This window comes from Streptomyces sp. NPDC104309 (assembly GCF_055584025.1).
The window spans coordinates 345,041-364,546 of the sequence record NZ_JBVJMV010000003.1 but is presented as its reverse complement, the minus strand read 5'-3'; the positions used below and the strand labels follow the sequence as shown (position 1 = coordinate 364,546).

Here is a 19,506-nt window from a genome sequence, read left to right as displayed (position 1 = left end):
TCGCCGGGTGGGCCCGAACCCTCGGGCCCACCCGGCTCGGACCGCGTCACCGGTACTGGAGATACCTCTTGCGGACCGACCGGAACGCGGCGAGGTCCTTCGCCCAGGCCCCGACCACCTCATCCGTGTCCGCCCCCGCGTCGATCATCGTGCGGACCCGGGTGTTGCCGGTGAGCTTGTCGATCCAGTTGTCCGAGCGCCACGCGAACCCGCTCCAGCTCCGCTTCGCCGTCACCAGGAGCGCGATCCCGGTGCGTACCGGGTCGAAGGCCTCACGGTCGTGGACGTGCAGCTGCACCCCGCCGACCGTCTTCCCCTGGAACTTGGAGAACGTCGGCGCGAAGTACGCCTCGCGGAACGCGACCCCCGGCAGACCGAGCGCGTTCACGGCCGCCGCCCACCGGTGGTCGATGCCCTCCGCGCCGAGCAGTTCGAACGGCCGGGTGGTGCCGCGCCCCTCGGAGAGGTTCGTCCCCTCGAACAGGCAGGTCCCCGAGTACACCAGCGCGGTGTCCGGCGTCGGCATGTTGGGGCTCGGCGGCACCCACGGCAGTCCGGTCGTGTCGAAGAAGTCCGAGCGTCGCCACCCCGACATCTTCACGATGCGCAGGTCCACCGGCCGCCGGGCCAGGAACTCCGCGTTGAAGAGCAGCGCCAGTTCGGTGACCGTCATGCCGTGCGCCTGCGCGATCTCCCGCCGGCCCACGAACGTCGCGAAGGCCGGGTCGAGCACCGGACCGAGCGCCGCCCGCCCGGCCACCGGGTTCGGCCGGTCCAGGACGACGAACCGCTTGCCCGCGAGCGCCGCCGCCTCCATGCAGTCGTACAGCGTCCAGATGTACGTGTAGAAGCGGGCTCCGGCGTCCTGGATGTCGAAGACGATCGTGTCCACGCCGGACGCGGTGAAGACGTCCGCGAGCGGCTGACCGCTCTTCAAGTACGTGTCGTACACCGGGAGTCCGGTGGCCGGGTCGTCGTAGCGCCCCTCCGAACCGCCCGCCTGCGCGGTGCCGCGGAAACCGTGCTCGGGTCCGAAGACGGCGATCAGGTCGACGCGTTCGTCCGGGTGCATCACATCGACGATGTGGCGCACGTCGGAGGTGATCCCGGTGGGGTTGGTGACGACGCCGACCTTCTGGCCCTTCAGCAGCGCGTAACCGTCCGCCGCCAGCCGGTCGAAGCCGGTACGGACCCGGCCGTGCCCGTTGCCCCGCTCCTTGCCGGACGCGGGGGCGGCGGTCGCGGCCCCGGTCCCGGCGGCCGTCGCCGTGAGGGCCCCCACCGCACCGCCGGCGGCCAGCAAACCACGTCTGGACAGGCTCATTCGGCTACCTCCATGATCGCGACCTCTGTCATGGTCACGCACGCTAGCGCGCGTTCAGGCCATACGGAATGAGCCGGACGCGACGGTTGTGACTGGAGTGTCGCCCGAGCGGCGTCAACCTCTTCCATCGCGACATACCGACTGGTTAGTCTGCTGGTGCAGTCGGCTGAGAGAGGCGGGACCCGATGAGTACGGTGCAGGGCGCGGGCGTAGTGGTCACAGGGGCCGGAGGCGGCATCGGGGCCGCTCTGGCCCGCCGGTTCGCCGCGGAGGGCGCGCGGGTCGTGGTCAACGACCTCGACGAGGCCGGGATCGGGCCGCTGGCCGAGGAGATCGGCGGTACGGCCGTCGCCGGCGACGCCTCGCGGATCGTGGACGCCGCCCGGGACGCGCTGGACGGCACCGTCGACATCTACTGCGCCAACGCGGGCCTCGCCTCGCCCGGCGACGCCTTCGCCGACGAGGAGGTCTGGGCAGCCGCCTGGGACGTCAATGTGATGGCCCACGTCCGTGCGGCCAGGGCGCTGCTGCCCGACTGGCTGGAGCGCGGCAGCGGCCGCTTCGTCTCGACGGCCTCCGCCGCCGGACTGCTGACGATGATCGGCGCCGCGCCGTACAGCGTCACCAAGCACGGCGTCGTCGCCTTCGCCGAGTGGCTCTCGCTCACCTACCGCCACCGCGGCATCAAGGTCCACGCGATCTGCCCACAGGGCGTGCGTACGGACATGCTCACCGCCGCCGGATCGGCCGGGGAACTCGTCCTCGTCCCCAGCGCCATCGAGCCCGAGGCCGTCGCCGACGCGCTCTTCGACGCCATGGCCGAGGACCGCTTCCTCGTCCTGCCGCACCCCGAGGTCGCCGGGTACTACCGGGCCCGCACCAAGGACACCGACCACTGGCTCGGCAATATGAACCACCTCCAGCGGAAGTGGGAGGAGACCGGCGCATGAGCGAGTCTCGTTACGCGGCCAAGCCCTGGATCGCCCTGCTCAGCGAGGCCCAGCGGGCCCCCGTCAGCCCCGCCGAGACCCTGGTCCACGCCTTTCGCGCCTCCGCCGCCCACAGCCCCGGGCACACCGCGCTCGCCTACTTCGACGGACGCCTCGGCTACCGCGAGACCGACGCGCTCTCCGACTCCGTGGCCGGCCATCTCGCCGCCAAGGGCCTGGAGCGCGGCGACCGCGTCGCGATCATGCTGCAGAACACCCCGCAGTTCGTGCTCGCGCTGCTCGGCGCCTGGAAGGCGGGTGCCACCGTCGTCCCGCTCAACCCGATGTACAAGTCCGGCGAGGTCGGTCACGTGCTGAAGGACGCCGAGGTCACCGCGCTGATCTGCGCGGACCGGGCCTGGGAGGCGTATCTGCGGGACACCGCCGCCGATGCCCCGAGCGTGCGGATCGCGCTCACCACCAGCGAGCTGGACCTCCAGACGCGCAACGACGCACGCGTACTCGGCTTCGAGCGCCTGCCCGTCCCCGAGGACGCCGACGATCTGGTCGCCGTCGCGCGGCAGGGCCTCCCGGCGCCCGAGGGACGCGGACCCGCCTCCGCCGACGTGGCGCTGATCAGCTACACCTCCGGGACCAGCGGCACCCCCAAGGGCGCCATGAACTCCCATGGCAACATCATGGTCAACGCCGAGCGCCAGCGGGCCGGGCACCCCGTCGTCGAGGGCTCCTCCTACTTCGCGCTCGCCCCGCTCTTCCACATCACCGGCATGGTCTGCCAGCTGGCCGCCTGCCTCGCCAACGCCGGCACCCTCGTCCTCGCGTACCGGTTCCACCCCGGCGTCGTCCTCGAATCCTTCGCCGAACACCGCCCCGCCTACACGGTGGGCCCGTCGACCGCCTTCATGGCACTCGCCGCCCACCCGGACGTCACCCCCGAGCACTTCTCGTCCTTCCGGGTGATCTCCTCCGGCGGTGCGCCACTGCCGCCCGCGCTCGTCGAGAAGTTCCGGGCGGGCTTCGGCCCGTACATCCGCAACGGCTACGGCCTCACCGAGTGCACCGCCCCCTGCGCCTCGGTACCGCCGGAGCGGGAGGCCCCCGTCGACCCGGTCTCCGGAACGCTCTCCGTCGGCGTGCCGGGCCCCGACACGGTGGTAAGGATCCTCGACGAGAACGGTGAGGAGGTGCCCTTCGGCGAGCAGGGCGAGATCGCGGTCCGCGGGCCGCAGGTCGTATCCGGTTACTGGCGGCTGCCCGAGGCCACCGCCGCCGCCCTCCCGGACGGCGAGCTGCGCACCGGCGACATCGGCTTCATGGACCGGGAGGGCTGGCTGTACGTCGTCGACCGCAAGAAGGACATGATCAACGCCTCCGGCTTCAAGGTCTGGCCGCGTGAGGTGGAGGACGTCCTCTACACCCACCCGGCGGTCCGGGAGGCGGCCGTCGTCGGTGTCCCCGACGCCTACCGCGGCGAGACCGTCCGCGCCTACGTCAGCCTGGTGCCGGGCACCGCGGCCGGACCCGAGGAACTGGCCGCGTACTGCAAGGAACGGCTCGCCGCGTACAAGTACCCGCGCGAGGTCGAGATCCTGGCCGAACTCCCGAAGACGGCGAGTGGGAAGATCCTCAGGCGGGAACTGCGTTCCCCCCGATAGACCGTCTCAGGAACGGCGGACCGCTTCACGCACGGTGGTCCGCCCCACGCTCGGTACGGATTCACACACGGTACGGCTTCACGCACGGTACGGAAGGAAGGTGGCGGCAATGGCCAAGGCGACGGACGGGGAGACGCCCCCCGTCCCTCAGCGGCTGCTGGCCGCCGCCACCCGGCTCTTCGCCGAGCGGGGCTACGACCGGACCTCCGTCCAGGAGATCGTCGAGGCGGCGGGCGTCACCAAGGGCGCCCTCTACCACTACTTCGGTTCCAAGGAGGACCTCCTCCAGGAGGTCTACGCCCGCGTGCTCCGCCTCCAGCAGGAGCGCCTGGACGCCTTCGCGGACGCCGACGCCCCGGTCGAACAGCGGCTGCGCGACGCCGCCGCGGACGTGGTCGTGACGACCATCGAGAACCTCGACGACGCCTCGATCTTCTTCCGGTCCATGCACCACCTCAGCCCGGAGAAGAACAAGCAGGTACGGGTCGAGCGGCGCCGCTACCACGAGCGCTTCCGGGCCCTGGTGGAAGAGGGCCAGCGGAGCGGAGTCTTCTCCACGGCCACCCCGGCGGACCTGATCGTCGACTACCACTTCGGCTCGGTCCACCATCTGTCGACCTGGTACCGCCCCGACGGCCCGCTCAGCCAGCAGGAGGTCGCCGACCACCTGGCCGATCTGCTGCTGCGAGCCCTGCGCCCGTAGTACTCCAGCCGGACTGGACCGTGTCCGGCACATGCCCCCGTGCGCCCGCAGGGCGTTCTTCCGTCCGGGGCGTGCCGGGTTCGGGCGTCCCGCTCGCTGATCCGGCCTGATCCGAACGAGAGCCCTGGGGGCCCGGGGCCGTCCGGCGGTCAGCCGGCCGAGGAGCGCCTCCGCCGCCGGATTGCGGGGGCGGGGCGCCCGCCCCGCGAGAACCACCGTCCGTCCGGGTTCCGGCTGGAGGATGCCGACACACGGCAGTCCCGCGTCCTCACCGATCCGGCGCGGCACGACCGCCACCCCGATCCCGGCCCGTACGAGTTCGACGAGCAGCCGGATCTGGGTGACATCACAGGTGATCCGGCGCTCCAGCCCCGAGTGCGCGGCCAGCCGCCGCACCGCGGTCTCCAGACCGGTGCCCGCTCGGAAGTCCACGAACGGCTCGTCGGCGAGATCCTTGATCAGGGTGCGTCCGGCCGCGGCCAGCCGGTGGCCCGGCGCGTATCGCAACCAGCTGAACCATCTGTTGGACCGGCCTCCGCAACGGGTCGAAGCTGGTTGTATGACTCACATCCAGCGGTCCGCGCACGTCCCCGCGCTCTGGGCGGCGGCCTACGGGCCGCGCCACGGACCGGCCGTCCGCCTCGCCGCCCGGTGCCTGTTGCGTGTGAGGGGTTTCGTCCGCGACCTGGCCCTGGCGGATCACGTGCCGTTCGGCGGCTACTGACGGGGAGAGGCGAATTCCGTTGGTGGGGCCGGGACAGCCCTGAGCATCCGACGCTGAATGCGTCGGCCGACGAAGAGTTCCACGACGCCGTCCGCAGCGCCGACGCCGGTCATCTGTCCCGGCTCCTGGAAGCGCGCGACTGCTCGACGGCACTGCTCGGACGGCTGATCCGGCACGAGGACCCCGGTATGCGTCATCTCGGCGCGGCCCTGCTCACCGAGCGCGTGACCGCGGGCCTCTGCGACGACGTGGAGACGGCCGAACTCGCCGCTCTGCTTCCGGTGTCGCCGACGGGGCCGCCGGAGACGGATCTCCTCCTGGCAGGGCTGTACGAGCGCTTCGCCGCTGCTGAGGGGCCGGCCCCGCCCGTCCTGGCGCACGGCGGCCCGGACGCCGTCTCGCGGGACGAGGCGGCTCGGGCCGCGCTCCGCGACCGTGCCCCTGCCACGCCCGCCGGAGCCCCGCACCACCCGTCCCGGAGGGAACTGCTGGACCTGGCGCGAACCGGCACCCCGGAACAGGCGGGCCGGGCCCTCGCGGAACTGGCCGAGGCGCATGCGAAGGCGGTCACGAAGGAGCCCGGCGCCGAAGACCGGGCCCGTCCGGCGGTCGAGGACGAGGCGGTAACCGGGTGGGCCCGCGCACCCGCCCACCCCGCCGGGCCACCGGCTACACGTACCGCTTGATCTCGCGCCGTGCCAGCGACCGCTGGTGCACCTCGTCCGGTCCGTCCGCCAGCCTCAACGTCCGTGCCGCCGCCCAGAGTTCGGCCAGCGGGAAGTCCTGGCTGACGCCACCCGCGCCGTGCAGCTGCACCGCCCGGTCGAGGATGTCGACCACGGCACGCGGGGTGGCGATCTTGATGGACTGGATCTCCGTGTGCGCGCCCCGGTTGCCCACCGTGTCCATCAGCCACGCCGTCTTCAGCACCAGCAGCCGCAGCTGCTCGACCGTGACCCGCGCGTCCGCGATCCAGTTCTGTACGACGCCCTGCTGGGCGAGCGGCTTGCCGAAGGCCGTACGGGACACCGCCCGCCTGCACATCAGCTCGATCGCCCGCTCGGCCATGCCGATCAGCCGCATGCAGTGGTGGATACGGCCGGGTCCCAGCCGGGCCTGGGCGATGGCGAAGCCGCCGCCCTCCTCGCCGATCAGGTTCGCGGCGGGCACCCGTACGTCCGTGAGGACGACCTCGGCGTGGCCACCGTGGTAGTGGTCCTCGTAGCCGTACACCTGCATGGCGCGCCGCACTTCGAGACCGGGGGTGTCGCGCGGGACCAGGATCATCGACTGCCGGCGGCGGATGTCGGCGCCCTCAGGGCCATCGGCAGTCGCCGTCCTGCCCATGACGATGAAGATCCGGCAGTCCGGGTTCATCGCCCCGGAGATGTACCACTTGCGGCCGTTGATGACGTAGTCTCCCCCACTCTCGGCTCCGCTCGAGCGGGAGGTGCCCCCTCCGTCGCGCACGATGCGGGTCTCGATGTTGGTCGCGTCCGACGAGGCCACCTCGGGCTCCGTCATCGCGAAGGCCGAGCGGATCTCCCCGGCGAGCAGCGGTTCCAGCCACTGCTTCTTCTGCTCGTCGGTGCCGAACTGGAGGAGCACCTCCATGTTTCCGGTGTCCGGAGCCGCGCAGTTGAGCGCGGTCGGCGCCAACTGCGGGGAACGGCCGGTGATTTCGGCGAGCGGGGCGTACTGGAGATTGGTCAGCCCGGCCCCGTACCCGGCGTCGGGGAGGAAGAGGTTCCACAGTCCCTGCCGCCGCGCCTCGGCCTTGAGGTCCTCGACGATCCGCGGGGTGTCCCACGGGGAGGCCAGTTGCGCGCGCTGTTCGTCCGCGATCTTCTCGGCCGGGTGGACGTGCTCGTCCATGAAGGTGAGCAGCTTGTCGCGCAACTCTTCGGTGCGGGCGTCGAAAGCGAAGTCCATGGGGGTGATCAGCCTTCCTGGAGGGTGGTGAGGCCGTGCTCGATGAAGACGGGGACGAGGCCGCCGATGCGGTCGAAACCGGTGCCGACGGTCTGGCCCAGGGTGTAGCGGTAGTGGATGCCCTCCAGGATCACGGCGAGCTTGAACCAGGCGAACGCCGTGTACCAGGAGAGGGCGGAGGTGTCCCGGCCGGAGCGCGCGGCATAGCGTCCGATCAGTTCGGCGGGAGCGGGGTGACCGGCCGCGCCGCTGGTGGTGGAGACCGGGGACTTCTTCAGGCCGAGGTCGGAGCTGTACATCACCAGCAGGCCGAGATCGGTCAGCGGGTCGCCGAGCGTCGACATCTCCCAGTCGAGGACGGCCTTGATCCGGTCGTCGGAGCCGATCAGGACGTTGTCCAGACGGTAGTCGCCGTGTACGACGGTGGGCGCGGGGGAGACGGGCAGCTCACGGCCGAGCGCGGCGTGCAGTTCGTCGATGCCGGGCAGTTCGCGGTTGCGGGAGGCGTCCAGCTGCTTGCCCCAGCGGCGCAGCTGCCGGTCGAGGAAGCCCTCGGGGCGGCCGAAGTCGCCGAGCCCGACGGACTCCGGGTCCACGGCGTGCAGTTCGACCAGGGTGTCGACGAGGCCGAGGACGGCCTCCCGGGTGCGTTCGGCGCCCAGCGGGGCGAGCTGCTCGGCCGTGCGGTACGGGGTGCCCTCGACGTACTCCATGACGTAGAAGGGCGAGCCGATCAGCGAGTCGTCCTCGCAGAGCAGTACCGGTTCGGGCACCGGAACGGCCGTCGGGTGCAAGGCGCTGATGACCCGGTGCTCACGCTTCATGTCGTGCGCGGTGGCCAGCACATGACCCAGCGGGGGCCTGCGGACGACCCAGCGACCGGTGCCGTCCGTGACGACGTACGTCAGGTTCGACCGGCCGCCCTCGATGAGCCGGGCTTCGAGCGGTCCGTTCACCAGACCCGGCCGCTCGCGGTCGAGATGTCCGCGCAGCCGGTCGAGATCGAGACCTGGCGGGTGGACTGGGCTCATCGTGCGCACCTCCGGCGTGGAAGACGGTCGGTGTTCATGATGCCGACCAGTCGGTATGCCGTCCAGTGAACTCCCCGAATCCGGTGGACGGACTCCGGTCCGGCAGGGTCCGGAGTCTGGTGCTCAGTCGCATCCCTGAATAGGGTTCATGTATGAAACCCGAGCTGCTGATCGAAGACGTCCGGCTGACCCCGATCCTGATAGCCGACCCGCCCCTGCTCAACACCCAGGGCGTGCACCAGCCGTACACCCCGCGGCTCATCGTGGAAGTCGTCACACGCGGGGGAGCGACCGGTATCGGGGAGACGTACGGGGACGCCACATACCTCGAACTCGCCCGGCCGCTCGCCACCGCCCTCGTCGGACGCCCGGTCAGCGATCTGAACGGCCTGTTCGCGCTGGCCGAGGAGGTGTGCGGTGATTCACGCGCGGCCGACGAGCGTGTCGACGCGGGCGGGCTGCGCGGTGTCCAGACCGCTGACAAGCTCCGGCTCTCCGTCGTCTCCGGTTTCGAGGTCGCCTGCCTGGACGCGCTGGGCAGGTCCCTCGGCCTGCCCGTGCACGCCCTGCTCGGCGGCAAGGTCCGCGACCGCGTCGAGTACAGCGCGTACCTCTTCCACCGCTGGGCCGCTCACCCCGAGGGCGGCGAACCGGACGACTGGGGCGCCGCCGTCGACCCGGCCGGAGTCGTCGCCCAGGCCCGGCGCTTCGCCCGCGAGCACGGCTTCACCTCCTTCAAGCTCAAGGGCGGCGTCTTCGAACCCGACCGGGAGATCGCCGCGATCCGTGCGCTGGCCGAGGAGTTCCCCGGCCGGCCGCTGCGCCTCGACCCCAACGGTGCCTGGTCGGTCGCCACCTCGCTGTACGTCGCCGAGCGGCTGAAGGACGTACTCGAATACCTGGAGGATCCGGCGAGCGGCACGGACCTGATGGCCGAGGTCGCCGCCGCCACCGACGTACCCCTCGCCACCAACATGTGCGTGACCACCCTCGCCGAGGTCCCGGAGGCCTTCGCCCGCGGCGCCGTCCAGGTGGTCCTCTCCGACCACCACTACTGGGGCGGACTGCACCGCACTCGCGAACTGGCCGGGATCTGCCGCGCCTTCGGCGTCGGACTCTCCATGCACTCCAACACCCACCTCGGCATCAGCCTCGCCGCGATGACCCATGTCGCGGCCACCGTCCCCAACCTCGACTACGCCTGCGACAGCCACTACCCCTGGCAGACGGAGGACGTCATCACCACCCGCCATGTCTTCCGGGACGGCCGGCTCACCGTCTCCGACGCGCCCGGACTCGGCGTGGAGCTCGACCGCGAACGCCTGGCCGCGCTGCACCGGCGCTGGCTCGACGACGACGGCACCATGCGCGAGCGGGACGACGAGGCCGCGATGCGCAAGGCCGAGCCCGGCTGGCGCGCCCCGTCGATCCCGCGCTGGTGACGGAGCCGTTCGCCGGGGCGCCCCGGGCCTGAGGTGCGGGTACCCCGGCCCGCGTCGAGGGTCGGTACATGAAGGCGATCAGCTAAGGTCTGTCCCGCAATCCGTGGTGGATCAGCGCGCGGCGGTAGATGCGGTGCATCGCAAGGCGGAGGGACGTCCGCATACTGGATGTATGCGGATGTTCCGACAACGCGGCGAGGTGCCGTAGCTGGCGTCGCGCGCCCGCCAGGGATTGCGGGACAGACCTTGGAGCGGCCACGGCGGGGCCGACGTCCTGGAGTACGGGGAACGGCCCGACCCCGAGGCCGGTCCCGACACCGTCCTGGTGAAGGCGCGGGCCGCGGCGGTCGACCCGGTCGACTGGAAGGCCCGCGAGGGTCACCTCGACTCCGCTCCGGACGCCGTGTTCCCGGTGATTCCGGGCTGGGACGTGTCCGGTGTCGCGGTGCGGCCCGGCACCGCCGTCGACGAGTTCGCCGTCGACGAGTTCGCCGTCGACGAGTTCGCCGTTGACGAGTTCGCGGTCGGCGACGAGGTGATCGGCTCCGTGTGGGAGGACTTCCTGTGCCGCGGTACGTTCGCCGAGTACGTCGCCGCCCCGTGCGCACCCTCGCCCGCAAGCCGCTGAGTCTGAGCTTCGAGGAGGCGGCGGGCCTGCCGCTGGCCGGCCTGAGCGGGCTCCCCACGCCCCGCGACTCCGCTTGCGGCGTTGTCGTCGGTCAACGACGCTCCGCGTCGATTCCTTCCTCCGCCCTGCCATCGAAGCCGCATCACGCCGCTCGCTGATTCACTCCCTGTCGTGGGGGAGGCCGTCACAACAGCGTGGCCGCGGCGAACACCGCGAGCGCGACCGTGCACGCCGCCGCGGTCAGCGCGCCGCGCGCCGAGAGCGCCCGCGGCCGTGCGGTCCCCAACCCGAGCACCCGCCGGTGCGCCACGAGCAGGAAGCCCAGCCAGGCCAGCGCGCTCAGCGACACGGCGACGATCCCGAGCGGTGTCGCGCCGCCGCCCAGCGCCTGCCGAACCGCCAGCAGCGCGGCCACGGTGCACGACAGCGTGGTACGCCGCCACGCCAGCCTGGTCCGCTCGGGCTGCAGCCCGGGATCGCGCCCGCCGTCCGTCACCGGCCCTCCCAGCCGAAGAGGACCACCACCACCATCGCGACGGCGACGACGGCGACCGCGAGACCCAGCAGCGACGGGAACCGGGAGACCGGCAGATCCTCCCCCCGCCGCATCGCCCGCTCGCACCGCACCCAGTGATTGACCGCCCGCAGCGCGCACAGCACACCGGCCGCCAGCAGCGCCAGCGCCAGACCCGCCCGTATGCCCCACCCCAGCTCAGGGAGGAACTGGTCGACCGCGAAACCGCCGCCGATCAGCGCGAGAGCCGTACGGATCCAGGCGAGGAAGGTGCGCTCGTTGGCGAGCGAGAACCGGTAGTCAGGGGTGTCGCCCTCTTCGCGGACGCGCTGCGGCGCGAACCACAGGCGCAGGCTCTGTACGAAATCGTTCACGCGTGAACCCTAACGATCCGGCGCACGACGGCAGCGGATCAGCGAGCGGCGTCCTGCGGCTCGGCGGCCCAGGCCGTGTCGTCGAACCGCCCTCTGCCGACGGCGACACCCCAGGGGAGCCGCGTGACGCCGCTCGCCGTCGAGCACCAGGTCGTCGGGGTCGGGGCTGTCCGGCAGGAGAGGCCGGGCTCAGGAGGCTGCCCCGCCCGCCCGGAAGGCGCGCAGCCGGTGGTACGCCTCCAGACCGTCCGGCACCCACTCCCAGTCGCCGAGCCGCGCCGCCAGCTCCGCGTCGGTGAGGAAGGTGTGCCAGGCGACCTCCTCCGCCTGCGGGTTCACCGGCAGCTCGCACCGCACCTGGTAGACGTGGCTCCACCAGGAGTGCTCCGCGCTCTCATAGAGGAACGTGAACAGCGGCTCGGGGCGGGGGAGACCGAAGACGCCCAGCTCCTCCTCGGCCTCCCGCAGCGCCGCCTCGTCGTACGACTCGCCCGCCCCGACCACCCCGCCGACGAACATGTCGTAGTGGGACGGGAAGACCAGTTTGGTGGGGGTCCTGCGGTGCACGAAGAGCCGGCCCCCGGGGTCCCTGACCTCGATGAAGACGCAGCGATGGCGAAGGCCCCGCGCGGTCGCCTCACCGCGCGGGGCCTGCCCCACGACCACGTCGTTCTCGTCGACGATGTCCAGGATCTCGTCAGAAGGAGTCATGCCCCTCATCCAACATCAGGCCACCGGCGGTGATCACTGGCCCATGACGTACTTCACGGTCGGGCCCGTGGTCCAGCCGCCGTCCACGGCCAGCTCGGCACCGGTGATGTACGAGGCGGCGTCCGAGAGCAGGAAGGCGACCGCCTCCGCGATCTCCGTGGCCTCACCGACGCGGCCCATCGGGGTGTTCGGGTAGTTGCCGTCGCCCTGCTGAATGCCCACGGACGCGGTCATCGGCGTGTAGACCATGCCCGGGTGCACGGAGTTCACCCGGATCTTCGCCGTGCCGAGCTCCACCGCGCCGACCTTCGACAGGCCGCGGACACCCCACTTGGAGGCACCGTAGCTGGAGGTCAGGGCGAGGCCCATCAGCCCGGCGGCCGAGGAGATGTTGACGATCGAACCGCCGCCGTTCTCCTTCATCACCGGGATCACCGTCTTCATGCCGATGAAGACGGCCGTCAGGTTGATGTCGATGACCTTGCGGAAGTGCTCGACCGTCTCGGTCTCCAGCGGCTGACCGGTCGATACGCCGGCGTTGTTGACCAGGCCGTCGATCCGCCCGAATTCGGCGACGGCGAATTCGGCGACGCGCTGCCAGTCCGCCTCGGAGGTCACGTCGTGGTGGAGGAAGCGGGCCCGCGCCCCGAGTTCGGCGGCGGTGGCGGCGCCCTCCTCGTCGAGCACGTCGGTGATCACCACGTTGGCGCCGCCCGCCACGGCGAGACGGGCGGCCTCGGCGCCGAGGCCCCGGGCGCCGCCGGTGATGATGACGGTCTTGTCGCTGAGCTTGTTCTGGTCGGTCATGACACTGTCCTTAGTTGTGGTGCGGGTGATTCACGCGTCGCTCGGCAGGGGCGCGTGCAGGAACGCGGTGGTGGTCTCCACGAGATCGGCGAGGAAGAACTCCTCGCCGGTCAGCGGCCGGGTGCCGTCGAGCCTCTGGCGGGCGCGGTCGGCCAGCGCCGCGCCGATCAGGGTGAGCGCCAGATCCAGGCGCTCCAGACGCACGGGTCCGGGCAGAGCGCCGAGGCAGTCCCCGATACGTCCGATGAGCCGCCCGTAGGCGGTGCCGTCCAGGGCGGGGTGCGGTCGGCCGGTCCGCAGTCCGGTCTCATGGCTGAGCTGGGCCGAGATCCGCAGACAGCGGCGGCCCCGGTCGTCGGCGAGCAGGCTCGCCTCGGCCGCCACCAGCGCGGTGAGCAGTTCCCGTACGCCGCAGTCCGCGGCCAGTTCGTCGAGCAGCGGTGCGATCACCCGTTCGGTCCGGGTCTGCCGCCCCTCCATCACCGCGTCGAGCAGCCCGGCCCGGGAACCGAAGTGGTACTGGACCGCGGAGGGGTTGCCCTGCCCGGCCAGTCGGACGATGTCCCGCAGCTGGGCGCCGTCCGTGCCCTGCGCGGCGAAGATCTCCTCGGCCGCGCGGATCAGCTTGTCCCTGGTCTCTGCCCCTGACGTTCTCGCCATGAGGCCATTCTAATGCTGGCCATTATTAATAACCAGCGCGGTCACCCCCCTGTGACCGGACAGACGTCGGTCAGTTCGGCTGGAGGCTCTTCTCCCGGCGTCCGCCCACGGGCCCTTCCGGCATCGCCGGATGCAGTCCCAGCAGTACGATCCCGACGACGATCGCCGCGAGGCCGACCGCCTGCCAGGCCAGCGCACCGGCGTCGGTACGCAACTGGTCGCCGAGGAAGCCGACCCCGCAGGCGATCCCGGCCAGCGGCTGGGACGCGGTCAACGGGGGCAACGAGACCCGCAGCGGGCCCGTCTCGAACGCGCTCTGCACCAGCAGCAGCCCCGTCACCCCCAGTACCACGACCCCGTACGGCTGCCACGACGTCACCAGTTCCATCCAGCCCCCTTCGGACAGGCGCTGGCCACTGAGCCGGGTGAGGGCGTCCTGGAGTCCGTACAGCAGTCCGGCCGCCACCGCGAGCAGCGCCGGGGCGGCCCCGGACTGCGAGCGCTTGGCGAAGGTGGTGAGCAGCAGGGCCGCGCCCACGACCACACCGATCACCAGCCAGTGCCGCAGCGGATTGGTCACCGCCTCGCCGCCCCGTGGCTCGCCCGCCAGCAGGAACGCGGTGACCCCGCCGGCCAGCAGCCAGAGCCCTGACCAGCCCTGCCGGCCGAGCCGCTGCCCGGTGCGATGGCGCGACAGGGCCATCGCGAAGAGCAGGTTGGTGGCGAGCAGGGGTTCGACGACGGACACCTCGCCCTTGCCCAGGGCCAGGGCGCCCAGCACCATGCCGCAGACCATCAGCCCGATCCCGGCCAGCCAGCTCGGTACCCGCATCAGGTCCAGCAGCAGCCGGGGCGAGAGGTAGTCGCTCCTCGGGGCGTGCGAAGCGGCGGCCTGCTGCAGGACGAAGCCGAACCCCAGACAGCAGGCGGCACTCACGGCGAGCACGAGGACCAGCACCGACACGCTTCTACCTCAAGTCAGGCCAGAGGTGGGTGATTTGTTTCGACGATAGCGCCTGTGCCCCGAGGGCGCGGCCGGAGTGCCGCCGACCGGGCGGTTGACGCCGCAGCGGCCGGTGCAGAGGATCTGACGCACGAGTAACTTCCGGCGTCCGAGCCGGACCGTCACCGTGGCCGTGACCGGATCGCCCCGAAAAGGATGGAACCCATGGCGTACGACGCTGATGTGATCGTGATCGGGGCAGGGCTCGCGGGGCTGGTGGCCACCGCCGAGCTGGTCGACGCGGGCCGGTCGGTGATCCTGCTCGACCAGGAGCCCGAGCAGTCGATCGGTGGCCAGGCGCACTGGTCCTTCGGCGGTCTCTTCCTCGTCGACTCGCCCGAGCAGCGCCGGCTGCGGGTCAAGGACAGTCATGAGCTGGCCCTCCAGGACTGGCTCGGCACGGCGGGCTTCGACCGGGAAGAGGACCGCTGGCCACGGAAGTGGGCCGAGGCGTACGTCGACTTCGCCGCCGGTGAGAAGCGTTCCTGGCTGCACGCCCAGGGGCTGCGGCTCTTCCCCGTCGTCGGCTGGGCGGAGCGCGGCGGCTACGACGCGAACGGGCACGGCAACTCCGTACCCCGCTTCCACATCACCTGGGGCACCGGCCCCGGCGTCGTCGCCCCCTTCGAGCGGCGGGTTCGCGAGGGCGTCGCCAAGGGGCTCGTCCAGCTGAGGTTCCGCCACCGGGTCACCGGGCTCGGCCGCACCGCGGGCTCCGTCGACACGGTGACCGGGGAGGTCCTGGAGCCGAGCGCGGCCACCCGGGGCACCGCGAGCAGCCGGGTGACGGCCGGCACCTTCGAGCTGAGGGCCCAGGCGGTGATCGTCACCTCCGGAGGCATCGGCGGCAACCACGACCTCGTGCGCAAGCAGTGGCCCCCTCGGCTCGGCACCCCGCCCGCGAAGATGCTCTCCGGCGTTCCCGCCCATGTCGACGGACTCATGCTCGGCATCGCCGAGGAGGCCGGCGCCCACCACATCAACCGCGACCGGATGTGGCACTACACCGAGGGCATCGAGAACTGGAACCCGATCTGGGCCAGGCACGGCATCCGGATCCTGCCGGGACCGTCCTCGCTCTGGCTGGACGCCTGCGGGAAACGGCTTCCGGTCCCGCTCTTCCCCGGCTTCGACACCCTGGGCACCCTCGAACACATCATGAGGTCCGGCCACGGCCACACCTGGTTCGTTCTCGACCGGAAGATCATCGGCAAGGAGTTCGCGCTCTCCGGCTCCGAGCAGAATCCCGACCTGACCGGGAAGTCGGTCCGCGACGTGATCGGCCGGGCCCGCGCGGACGTACCGGCCCCGGTGAAGGCGTTCATGGACAACGGGGTGGACTTCGTCGTCGAGAAGGACCTCGGCGCACTGGTCCGCGGGATGAACGCGCTCACCGACGAGCCGCTGATCGACGAGGCCGAACTGCGCCGCGAGATCACCGCGCGCGACCGCGAGATCGCCAACCCCTTCACCAAGGACCTCCAGATCACCGCGATCCGAGGCGCCCGCGCCTATCTCGGCGACAGGCTGATCCGTACGGCGGCGCCGCACCGCATCCTCGACCCCGGGGCCGGTCCGCTGATCGCCGTACGGCTCAACATCCTGACCCGCAAGTCGCTCGGCGGACTGGAGACGGATCTGTCCTCCCGGGTGCTGACCGAGGACGGCACGCCCTTGTCCGGTGTGTACGCGGCGGGGGAGGCGGCCGGATTCGGTGGCGGCGGGATGCATGGCTACCGCTCGCTGGAAGGGACCTTCCTCGGCGGCTGCATATTCTCGGGCCGCGCGGCGGGCCGGGCGGCGGCGCGGGCCACGGCGTAGGTGTCCGGTCCCGGGAGGTCCGGACCTGCGCCGGGCTGCCCGGGACCCGCGCCGGGCTGTCTCGGACTTGCCCGGGACCCGCGCCGGGCTGTCTCGGACTTGCCCGGGACCCGCGCCGGGCTGTCTCGGACCTGCCCCGGACCCGCGCCGGGCTGCCTGGGACCCGCGCCGGGCTGCCTCGGACCTGCGCCGGACCTGCCCGGGACCCGCGCCGGGCTGTCTCGGACCTGCCCGGGACCCGTGCCGCGCTGCCCGGGACCCGTGCCGCGCTGCCCCGGACCCGCGCCCGGCCCGTCCGGGCCCGCCGCCGACAGAGTCGTGGAGTGAAGATCCCGCGTCTCCTCGACGGCCGGCTGAAGTTCCGCCACCTGGTTCTCGTCGACGCGCTCTCCCGGCAGGGAAGCGTCGTCGGCGCCGCCGCGGAACTGCACGCATTCCCTTATCCGAGCAGGGTTTCCCACACCTCGAAGTGAGCAGATACCGTCATCCGAATGATCTTAATCGTGTTGATCATCACGCCGTGATGACCGAACGTATGAGCTAGCGTTCCGAAGCGTGATCAAGACCTCGCTCTCCTCTGACCAGGCGGCTTCAACCGCTGCGGCGCTGAAACGGGCGCTCTTCGGCGAACGACTGGAGCAACTCCACGAGCCCTGGCGCAAGCTGTTCAGTACTGAGCCGTTCCGCTTCAGGGAAGGGCTGTCGCCCGATGAACGTGCCGCGCTGTCCTACGAGCGTTTACACCTCATCAACGACGCACTCGACAGCCCCGAGGACTTCGTCGTCGACGTGGAACGACTCGCGGCACTCCACGAATGGGTCGGCCCGGTGGACGCGGGGCTGGGAACAGTGGCGAGCATCCACTACAACCTCTTTCTCGGCAGCCTCCTCGATCACACGGCGGGCCCGGACCGTGATCTGCGGGAGTTCGCCGAGCTGCGGCGTACGGGAACGTTCCTGTGCACGGAGGCCGGGCACGGCAACAGCGCCGCGCAACTGGAGACCACCGCCACGTACGAACGGGCCACGGGCGAGTTCGTGCTGAACACTCCCCATGCGGCCGCCCGCAAGTTCATGCCGAACACCAGCTCCACCGGCGGTCCCAAAACCGCTGTCGTCGCCGCCCGCCTCATCACGGACGGGAAGGACCAGGGCGTCTTCCTGTTCCTCACTCGACTCAGCGACGATGCCGGGCTCCCGATGCCAGGAGTCGAGATACGCAGGCTGCCACAGACGGCCACCGCCCCCGTCGACCACTGTGTCACGTCCTTCGACCACGTCCGGCTGCCACGGGAAGCGCTTCTGCAGTCCGACCACGGACGCCTCACACCGGAAGGCGTCTTCACCAGTTCGATCGGCAGCCCCCGCAAGCGCTTCCTGCGCTCCATCGGCCGCGTCACCGCCGGCAAGCTCTGCATGAGCGGCTACAGCCTCGGTGTCACGCGCCACGCGCTCGCCGTGGCCGTACGGCACGCCCACACGAGGCAGACTTCCGGCGTGTCGGCCCGAGGCAGCGTTCCGCTGTTCGCTCACCGCAGCCACCACACCCCGCTCCTCGACGCCATCGCCACCACCTACGCCGCGACTCTCCTGCACCGCGCCGCAATACAGCGGTGGGCGCAGGCGACGGAATCGGAGCGCGAGGACGCCGAGCGGTTCGCAGCCATAGCCAAGGGCTGGATCACGTGGCGGGCCCGCGACGTCATGACCGAGTGCCGCGAACGCTGTGGTGCGCAGGGGCTCTTCCTGGCCAACGGAATCGCGGGACAGCTGGCAGCCAACGAGGGAACCATCACGGCGGAAGGCGACAACCTCGTCATCTGGGTCAAGGCGGCCGGCGAGATGCTTCTCGGGCACCTCACTCTGGAGGCGTCCCAGGATGCGCCGCCCGGGGATCGCGACCTCGACGATCCGGTCTTCCTGCAAGACCTCTTGGCGGACATCGAACGCATCTGGCATCAACGCGCACGCACGCGCCTGCGCAGCGGAAAGGCCGGCAACCCGCTCAACCGATGGAACACCACCGTCACACCGGCTCTGGAAGTCGTCGACGCCTACGCGCACCGTCAGGCCGCACAAGCTCTTCTGGATGCCGCAGACCAGGCTGCTCACCCCGAGGCGCAGCACCAACTGCGCTTGCTGCACCGCCTGTTCGCCCTGCGTCGCGTCGCGGCCCACAGCGGGGACCTGCTCGCGGAGGGATGCCTGACCAGTGCTCAGGTGAGGCAACTCCCCGACGCGGCCGAATGCGTCGTCGCGGACCTCGAACCCCAGGCCATGACCCTTACGTACGGATTCGCCGCTGTGGACGAGGTTCTCCTCGATCACCCCATCAACCGTCCGGAAGGCCTCGAAGGCAGCCCGCTGCCCCGGTGAGAGCTTCCGGCCGACGCGGAGGACCGGCGTGCCGGGGCGGCGATTCCGGTCTCCGTGTCAGGAATTCTGTTCGGACGCGCGGGCTTGTCCAAGGGCGCGGACGGGGCGGCCGAAGGCCGAGCCGACACTGTCGGACGAGGAACGGGCCGCATCTGCGGGGTGGGTGCGGCGTCGTTCCGCGCCGCCGGCGTGGGCGCTTCGGTCCGGACCGGCACCACGGGTGAACACCTCGGACGCCTCGCCGGCTGTCCGGATCTTCACCGAACGGCTCGCGGTCCGCGCCCCCGGCGCCGACCCGCGGTCCGCCGACCCCGCCGCCCTCCTCGCGGCCCGGCGGGACAGCGCCCTGACCCACCAGGAGCGCTCCGGCGCCACCCTGGAAACACCCTTCGGACCGTCGGGACGGCCGATACCGCCCTCGACCCGCACGTACGCGGCATGGACATCATGTACGGCTGGAACGCGGACGACATGTCCGCCTTCCCCGGCGAGAAGAGCGAGGACGGCGACCCGGCCGGGCCGCCCCGCCGGATGTGCGCCGAACCGCTCGCCGCGTTCGGCCGGCGGCTCGCGCGGGCCGGGGCCCGGGTCCACGCCTACCGACTGGACCGGCGCCCGGCAGGATCCGCCTTCGGCGCCACCCACTGCGTGGAACTGCCGCCGCTCCTCGGCTCCCGGGCCGCCCGGCGGCAGTCCCCGATGCTGGGGGACACCACCTGGGACGAGGTGGACGAGCTGGGCCGAGCGGTGCGCGCCACCTGGACCGCCTTCGCCCGCACCGGCCGTCCCGGCACCGTCGCCCCGCCCCTGACCTGCCACGAGATCCCCGCCCCGCGGCCGTAGGGGGCCGA

18 protein-coding genes and 3 pseudogenes are annotated in these 19,506 nt (G+C 71.4%); 11 read left to right on the top strand and 10 right to left on the bottom strand.

Annotation, left to right across the window (positions count from 1 at the left end; genetic code table 11):
- Positions 1 to 46: 46 nt before the first annotated feature.
- Positions 47 to 1,324, bottom strand: coding sequence for an exo-beta-N-acetylmuramidase NamZ family protein (locus ACZ68L_RS05750; protein WP_469574413.1), 1,278 nt, complete (start codon positions 1,322 to 1,324; stop codon positions 47 to 49).
- Between the two features lie 185 nt (positions 1,325 to 1,509).
- Between ACZ68L_RS05750 and ACZ68L_RS05745 the strand changes: the two genes are divergently transcribed.
- The 3 genes from ACZ68L_RS05745 (at position 1,510) to ACZ68L_RS05735 (ending at position 4,632) form a co-directional block, all read left to right on the top strand.
- Positions 1,510 to 2,274 carry an SDR family oxidoreductase gene (locus tag ACZ68L_RS05745; RefSeq protein WP_469574412.1) on the top strand — a complete coding sequence of 255 codons (765 nt, stop codon included), beginning with the start codon at positions 1,510 to 1,512 and terminating at the stop codon, positions 2,272 to 2,274.
- Positions 2,271 to 3,929, top strand: a complete 1,659-nt coding sequence (locus ACZ68L_RS05740; protein ID WP_469574410.1) for an AMP-binding protein — start codon at positions 2,271 to 2,273, stop codon at positions 3,927 to 3,929. Before ACZ68L_RS05745 ends, ACZ68L_RS05740 begins: the two co-directional genes overlap by 4 nt.
- A gap of 109 nt (positions 3,930 to 4,038) precedes the next feature.
- Positions 4,039 to 4,632 (top strand): TetR/AcrR family transcriptional regulator, encoded by a 594-nt coding sequence (locus ACZ68L_RS05735; RefSeq protein ID WP_351074876.1) that lies wholly within the window; start codon positions 4,039 to 4,041, stop codon positions 4,630 to 4,632.
- Between the two features lie 207 nt (positions 4,633 to 4,839).
- On the opposite strand, the pseudogene ACZ68L_RS05730 reads toward ACZ68L_RS05735, so the two are convergent.
- A pseudogene (locus ACZ68L_RS05730) lies at positions 4,840 to 5,139 on the bottom strand (LysR substrate-binding domain-containing protein); the annotation flags it as partial.
- Positions 5,140 to 5,191: 52 nt separating this feature from the next.
- On the opposite strand from ACZ68L_RS05730, the gene ACZ68L_RS05725 reads away from it, so the two are divergent.
- Positions 5,192 to 5,356 (top strand): hypothetical protein, encoded by a 165-nt coding sequence (locus ACZ68L_RS05725; protein WP_469574409.1) that lies wholly within the window; start codon positions 5,192 to 5,194, stop codon positions 5,354 to 5,356.
- A 188-nt stretch (positions 5,357 to 5,544) separates the two neighbouring features.
- Entirely contained in the window at positions 5,545 to 6,042 is a 498-nt protein-coding gene (locus ACZ68L_RS05720; protein WP_469574407.1) for a hypothetical protein, read from the top strand.
- Here ACZ68L_RS05720 and ACZ68L_RS05715 read toward each other — a convergent pair.
- Together ACZ68L_RS05715 and ACZ68L_RS05710 are read right to left on the bottom strand one after the other, a co-directional pair.
- A complete protein-coding gene (locus ACZ68L_RS05715) occupies positions 6,026 to 7,288 on the bottom strand; it encodes an acyl-CoA dehydrogenase family protein (RefSeq protein ID WP_469574405.1) in 1,263 nt (420 codons plus the stop codon). The two genes, ACZ68L_RS05720 and ACZ68L_RS05715, sit on opposite strands and share 17 nt — an antisense overlap.
- Positions 7,289 to 7,296: 8 nt before the next feature.
- Positions 7,297 to 8,319, bottom strand: coding sequence for a phosphotransferase family protein (locus tag ACZ68L_RS05710; protein WP_469574403.1), 1,023 nt, complete (start codon positions 8,317 to 8,319; stop codon positions 7,297 to 7,299).
- Positions 8,320 to 8,471: 152 nt separating this feature from the next.
- Between ACZ68L_RS05710 and ACZ68L_RS05705 the strand changes: the two genes are divergently transcribed.
- Complete coding sequence (locus ACZ68L_RS05705; RefSeq protein ID WP_469574401.1) at positions 8,472 to 9,761, top strand: glucarate dehydratase family protein; 1,290 nt, start codon at positions 8,472 to 8,474, stop codon at positions 9,759 to 9,761.
- Positions 9,762 to 9,993: 232 nt separating this feature from the next.
- Positions 9,994 to 10,436, top strand: a pseudogene (locus tag ACZ68L_RS05700) (alcohol dehydrogenase catalytic domain-containing protein); the annotation flags it as partial.
- Between the two features lie 137 nt (positions 10,437 to 10,573).
- Here ACZ68L_RS05700 and ACZ68L_RS05695 read toward each other — a convergent pair.
- The 6 genes from ACZ68L_RS05695 to ACZ68L_RS05670 form a co-directional block, all read right to left on the bottom strand.
- Positions 10,574 to 10,885 carry a DUF202 domain-containing protein gene (locus ACZ68L_RS05695; protein ID WP_469574400.1) on the bottom strand — a complete coding sequence of 104 codons (312 nt, stop codon included), beginning with the start codon at positions 10,883 to 10,885 and terminating at the stop codon, positions 10,574 to 10,576.
- The gene (locus ACZ68L_RS05690) at positions 10,882 to 11,277 is read right to left on the bottom strand and encodes a YidH family protein (RefSeq protein WP_469574399.1); all 396 of its coding nucleotides are present in this window, start codon (positions 11,275 to 11,277) and stop codon (positions 10,882 to 10,884) included. The genes ACZ68L_RS05695 and ACZ68L_RS05690 overlap by 4 nt, the downstream gene beginning before the upstream one ends.
- A gap of 189 nt (positions 11,278 to 11,466) precedes the next feature.
- Complete coding sequence (locus tag ACZ68L_RS05685; protein WP_469574398.1) at positions 11,467 to 11,988, bottom strand: NUDIX hydrolase; 522 nt, start codon at positions 11,986 to 11,988, stop codon at positions 11,467 to 11,469.
- A 33-nt stretch (positions 11,989 to 12,021) separates the two neighbouring features.
- Positions 12,022 to 12,795 (bottom strand): glucose 1-dehydrogenase, encoded by a 774-nt coding sequence (locus tag ACZ68L_RS05680; protein ID WP_469574396.1) that lies wholly within the window; start codon positions 12,793 to 12,795, stop codon positions 12,022 to 12,024.
- Between the two features lie 30 nt (positions 12,796 to 12,825).
- Positions 12,826 to 13,455, bottom strand: a complete 630-nt coding sequence (locus ACZ68L_RS05675; RefSeq protein WP_469574395.1) for a TetR/AcrR family transcriptional regulator — start codon at positions 13,453 to 13,455, stop codon at positions 12,826 to 12,828.
- 70 nt (positions 13,456 to 13,525) lie between these two features.
- Positions 13,526 to 14,419, bottom strand: coding sequence for a DMT family transporter (locus tag ACZ68L_RS05670; protein ID WP_469574394.1), 894 nt, complete (start codon positions 14,417 to 14,419; stop codon positions 13,526 to 13,528).
- A gap of 204 nt (positions 14,420 to 14,623) precedes the next feature.
- Between ACZ68L_RS05670 and ACZ68L_RS05665 the strand changes: the two genes are divergently transcribed.
- The 4 genes and pseudogenes from ACZ68L_RS05665 (at position 14,624) to ACZ68L_RS05650 (ending at position 19,498) form a co-directional block, all read left to right on the top strand.
- Complete coding sequence (locus tag ACZ68L_RS05665; protein ID WP_469574393.1) at positions 14,624 to 16,279, top strand: FAD-binding dehydrogenase; 1,656 nt, start codon at positions 14,624 to 14,626, stop codon at positions 16,277 to 16,279.
- Between the two features lie 323 nt (positions 16,280 to 16,602).
- Positions 16,603 to 16,710: pseudogene (locus ACZ68L_RS05660) on the top strand (LysR substrate-binding domain-containing protein); the annotation flags it as partial.
- A gap of 124 nt (positions 16,711 to 16,834) precedes the next feature.
- Positions 16,835 to 18,655, top strand: coding sequence for an acyl-CoA dehydrogenase family protein (locus ACZ68L_RS05655; RefSeq protein WP_469574391.1), 1,821 nt, complete (start codon positions 16,835 to 16,837; stop codon positions 18,653 to 18,655).
- Positions 18,656 to 19,093: 438 nt separating this feature from the next.
- A complete protein-coding gene (locus tag ACZ68L_RS05650) occupies positions 19,094 to 19,498 on the top strand; it encodes a hypothetical protein (RefSeq protein ID WP_469574390.1) in 405 nt (134 codons plus the stop codon).
- Positions 19,499 to 19,506 lie beyond the last annotated feature (8 nt).